Below are 4,145 nucleotides of genomic sequence, written 5' to 3'. Positions count from 1 at the left end.
TCCGACAGGAGGCCGTCCACGCCCTCCCGGTCCGTGGTGTGGTCGTCCGCGAAACGACGGTCACCCGTCGCGTCCGGCACGTACTTCACACAGACAACGATCCTCAAGCTCACGGCCTTGTCTCCTGTACTGGTCTCGTCCGGCGGCTGCGGCGTGCAAGCGGGTGCGAACACGGTGCGCACCCGCTCCGGGCAGCGAGTTTCCCGTGCCGGTCCGGAACTTCCTGGCAGCATACTCGCCGGTAGTCCACTCCTCACTACTGGCCAGTAGCTTAGGCCGGACGGCAGGCGCGCCGCTCGCGCCCATCCTGCCCCAGACGGGGGTCGCTCCACTCCACCGGGCGACGCTCGTCACACCGCCCGGCCGAGCGCGGCGATCACGTCCGCCTTGCGCGGCAGCCCCGCCGCCCGGCGCACCACCCGCCCGGCCGCGTCCAGCACCAGGACGGTCGGCGTCCGCAGCACCGCCAGCCGGCGGACCAGCTCCAGCTGCGCCTCCGCGTCCAGCTCGACGTGGGCGACCCCGTCGACCATCCCCGCCACCTCGGCGAGCACCCGCCGGGTGGCCCGGCAGGGCTGGCAGAAGGCGGTGGAGAACTGCACCAGGGTCGCCCGCTCACCGAGCGGCCCGCCCAGGTCCTCCTCCGACAGCCGTACCGTCCCGTCCTTGGTGCGCACCCGCATCCTTCCGTCGCGCCCGACCCTCGACAGCCCGAACCCGGTCGCCGCCGTCAGCACGAGGAGGCACACCACCGGTCCGGTCATCCCTCCAGTCTGCGACAGCACGAGCGGGCTCCGAAAGGGAGGTCGACCAGTCGACACCGGGCCCGTACGATCGGCAGGTGGACTCCGACCGCCCCTCCCCGCCGCTGCTGACCGTCCGTCGCCTCGTCGACCGGGGCTCGGCCGCCACCGCCCGCCGTCGCTGACGCGCCACGCCGCAGCCGCCCGTCGCGACCCTTCCGGAGCCCCCGTGCAGACCGACCCCCGCGGTGCCCGCTTCGCCGCCGCGCTCACCACCCTCGTCCTGGTCGCCGTCCTGCTCACCGGCAGCGGCCTGCTGTTGACCGCCCAGGCGGTCGTCTTCACGCTCGCCGCGTCCGGCGGCCCCCGGCTCTCCCCGTACGGCTGGCTGTTCCACACCTTCGTCGCGCCGCGCCTGGCGCCCCCGAACGAGACCGAGGACGAGCGGCCGGTGCGCTTCGCCCAGGGCGGCGGGGCCGTCTTCGCCGCGGTCGGCACCCTCGGGTACGTCACCGGAGTCACCTGGCTCGCCCTGTCGGCCACCGGGTTCGCCCTGGCCGCCGCGTTCCTGAACGCCGCCTTCGGCTACTGCCTGGGCTGCGAGATCTACCCGATCGTCCGGCGCGCCCAGGGCCGCCTCGGCGCCGGGGCCTGAACCCCGACGGGTCGCGGCGTTCCGGAGTTCGACGCTCCGGAATACGGTCGGGAGACGGAAAAGTTCCGACCCCGGTTCATCACGGAGATCACATCGCGAATATTCGCTTGACTGCCCGCCTCAGGTGACAGCAGGCACTCGTTCGGGGGATCATCTCCGTGTATCACCCGTGACCGCCGCGGCGTGCCGTGCTCCGGTCGGCTCCCGCGCACGGCGCGGGTACCCGCCGTACCGGGCCCCGGCCCGTGGAAGTCAGGACTGACCGTGGCAGAGTTCGTCTACCCGCCGGTGATCGGCGCCGCACTCACCGCCTTCCGTGCGCTCGACGTGCGGATCAAGATCATCGGTGCCGAGCACATCCCCGCCAGGGGCGGAGCGGTGCTGGTCAGCAACCACATCAGCTACCTGGACTTCCTCTTCGCCGGGCTCGGCGCCTACCGCGGCGGCAAGCGCAAGACCCGCTTCATGGCCAAGGACGACGTCTTCCGGCACAGCATCTCCGGCCCGCTGATGCGCGGCATGAAGCACATCCCGGTCGACCGCACCGACGGCCAGCCCGCCTACGAGGCCGCGGTCCGCGCCCTGAAGGCCGGCGAGGTCGTCGGGGTCTTCCCCGAGGCGACGATCAGCCGCTCGTTCATGCTGAAGAAGTTCAAGACCGGCGCGGCCCGGATGGCCGCCGACTCCGGCACCCCGCTGCTGCCGGTCATCCTCTGGGGCACCCAGCAGCTCTGGACCAAGGGCCGCCCGAAGACCCTCACCAAGCGGCACGTCCCGGTGACGATCATGATTGGCGAACCGATTCACCTGGGCCCGGACGACAAGCCCGTCATGGTGACCAGAAAGCTGCGCGCCGCCATGAGCGAGATGCTCGACCAGGCCCAGCGCGAGTACCCCGGCAAGCCCGCCGGCCCCGAGGACACCTGGTGGCTGCCCACCCACCTCGGCGGCACCGCGCCCACCCTGGAGGTCGCCGAGGCCGAGGACGAGGCGGAGGCCCTCGCCAAGGCCGAGCGCCGCGCCGCCCGGGGCTGAACCCGCTCCGCCCCCTCTGCTCCGCTGCCCCTCCGTTCCTTCCCAGGGGCTTCTACTCCGAGCGACCGAGCGGAAGCACTCCGTCGCGTGTCGCCCGACCGCCCGCAGCTCCCCGTCTGACACAGTGACAGCTCCTTCCAGGGGCCCTTCTCTCCTGGACTCGTCCTGCGCCCCTCCCTCCGCGGAACCGGGGCACGCGTCGGAGCGGTCGGAAAGGTCGGAGACGGAGATGACACGGATCACCGGCACACAGCAGTCCCCCAGCGGCAAGGCCCGCACCCGCGCAAGCGCCGGTGCGGGCCTCCTGCTTCTGGGCACCCTGCTCACCGGGTGCGGGGCCGAGCCCGGCGACATCCCGCTCTCCGAGATCCGTCCGGAATCCCCCACCGCCACCCCGGACCCGACCCCGACCGCGACCCCCGGCGTCGTCGGTGCCGCGAACGCCCAGGCCCACAACGGACTGATCGTCAGCCGGGCCTACACCGACGCCGCCCGCACCACCAGCGCCATCGTCACCCTCGGCCCCGACGGCACCGGCCGCCACCAGGTCACCCAGCCGACCGCACGCGTCCTCGACGACCGCCCGGACTGGTCCCCCGACGGCAGCGCCATCGCCTTCGACCGCACCGACCCGCAGAACGGCACCGCCCGCGTCTGGACGGTCTCCACCGACGGCGACAACGCCCACCAGATCAGCCAGCTCTGCGACACCAGCAGCGCCACCACCGACTGCGCCAACGAGGACGAACGCGCCCCCGCCTTCTCCCCGGACGGCAAGCAACTGGCCTTCAGCCGTTCCTGGGGCGCCCTGGACGCGGCCCACAACAACCAGGTCCAGTACTCCGACCTCTACCTGATGAGCCCGGACGGCACCAGCGTCCAGCGGCTCACCTTCCTGACCAACGACAAGCCCTACTCCGGTGCGGTCAGCAACCCCAGCTGGTCCCCCGACGGCAAGCAGCTGACCTTCGAGTACCGCACCAGCGCCACCGGGCAGCCCGCCAACAGCCGGGCCGTCTACGTGGTCGGCGTCGACGGCACCGGGCTCCGCCAGCTCACCCCCTGGGAACTGCGCGCCGGCGACCGCGCCGCCTGGTCCCCGGACGGCACCCAGATCCTCTTCACCACCTACCCGGCCGGCCCCGACAACGCCCCCGGCGGCGGCATCTACACCGTCCACCCCGACGGCAGCGCCATCGGCGCCCTCACCCCCGCCCCCTCCACCGTGTTCTACGGCACCGCGGCCTACGCACCTGACGGCACGTCGATCGTCTTCGCCCAGGCGCCCGCGGGCTCCGGCGCCGACCTCTACAGCATGCGGCCGGACGGCACGGGCGTCGCCCGGCTCACCAACAGCGCGGACCAGTGGCTCAGCCGACCGGTCTGGGGAACCGCGGCGGTACCGGCGGCAGCCCAGGCACCCCAGTCCGAGGCCCCCTCGGAAGCCCCGTCCGACGCACCCTCCGACGCTCCGGCAGCAGCGGCTCCCTCGGCTCCGGCTCCATCGGGAGGGCCTTCGGCGCCGGCATCGGCCGGGGGGACACCGGCGGACGCCCAGGGCCAGCCGAAGACCGATGACACCCAGCTGCCGGACGACGACGACAACTGAGCGGAAACGGAAATGCGAAAAGCCCCTGATCCGAAGGGATCAGGGGCTTTTCTGAATGATTGTTCGGCGGCGTCCTACTCTCCCACAGGGTCCCCCCTGCAGT

General features: G+C 72.5%; 4 protein-coding genes and 1 pseudogene. 3 read left to right on the top strand and 2 right to left on the bottom strand.

Features of this window, described 5'->3' with window-relative positions; genetic code table 11:
- Both ACIP4P_RS45000 and ACIP4P_RS44995 read right to left on the bottom strand, forming a co-directional pair.
- A pseudogene (locus ACIP4P_RS45000) lies at nt 1–113 on the bottom strand (electron transfer flavoprotein subunit beta); the annotation flags it as partial.
- Nucleotides 114–350: 237 nt separating this feature from the next.
- Nucleotides 351–764, bottom strand: coding sequence for a thioredoxin family protein (locus ACIP4P_RS44995; RefSeq protein ID WP_350518901.1), 414 nt, complete (start codon nt 762–764; stop codon nt 351–353).
- A gap of 208 nt (nt 765–972) precedes the next feature.
- Between ACIP4P_RS44995 and ACIP4P_RS44990 the strand changes: the two genes are divergently transcribed.
- The 3 genes from ACIP4P_RS44990 (at nt 973) to ACIP4P_RS44980 (ending at nt 4,042) form a co-directional block, all read left to right on the top strand.
- Nucleotides 973–1,398: a DUF4395 domain-containing protein gene (locus ACIP4P_RS44990; protein WP_400930311.1), complete on the top strand. Its 426-nt coding sequence runs from the start codon at nt 973–975 to the stop codon at nt 1,396–1,398.
- Between the two features lie 264 nt (nt 1,399–1,662).
- A complete protein-coding gene (locus ACIP4P_RS44985) occupies nt 1,663–2,433 on the top strand; it encodes a lysophospholipid acyltransferase family protein (protein ID WP_400930308.1) in 771 nt (256 codons plus the stop codon).
- 229 nt (nt 2,434–2,662) lie between these two features.
- Complete coding sequence (locus ACIP4P_RS44980; RefSeq protein WP_400930305.1) at nt 2,663–4,042, top strand: TolB family protein; 1,380 nt, start codon at nt 2,663–2,665, stop codon at nt 4,040–4,042.
- The last annotated feature ends 103 nt before the right edge of the window (nt 4,043–4,145 follow it).

This window comes from Kitasatospora sp. NPDC089509 (assembly GCF_044749365.1).
Lineage (GTDB): Bacteria > Actinomycetota > Actinomycetes > Streptomycetales > Streptomycetaceae > Kitasatospora.
This window is presented reverse-complemented; position numbering and strand designations above follow the sequence as displayed.

Bases quoted from the DNA above. Each gene is read 5' to 3' on its own strand.
- ACIP4P_RS44995 (WP_350518901.1), bottom strand. From the start codon at position 764: ATGACCGGACCGGTGGTGTGCCTCCTCGTGCTGACGGCGGCGACCGGG.
- ACIP4P_RS44980 (WP_400930305.1), top strand. From the start codon at position 2,663: ATGACACGGATCACCGGCACACAGCAGTCCCCCAGCGGCAAGGCCCGC.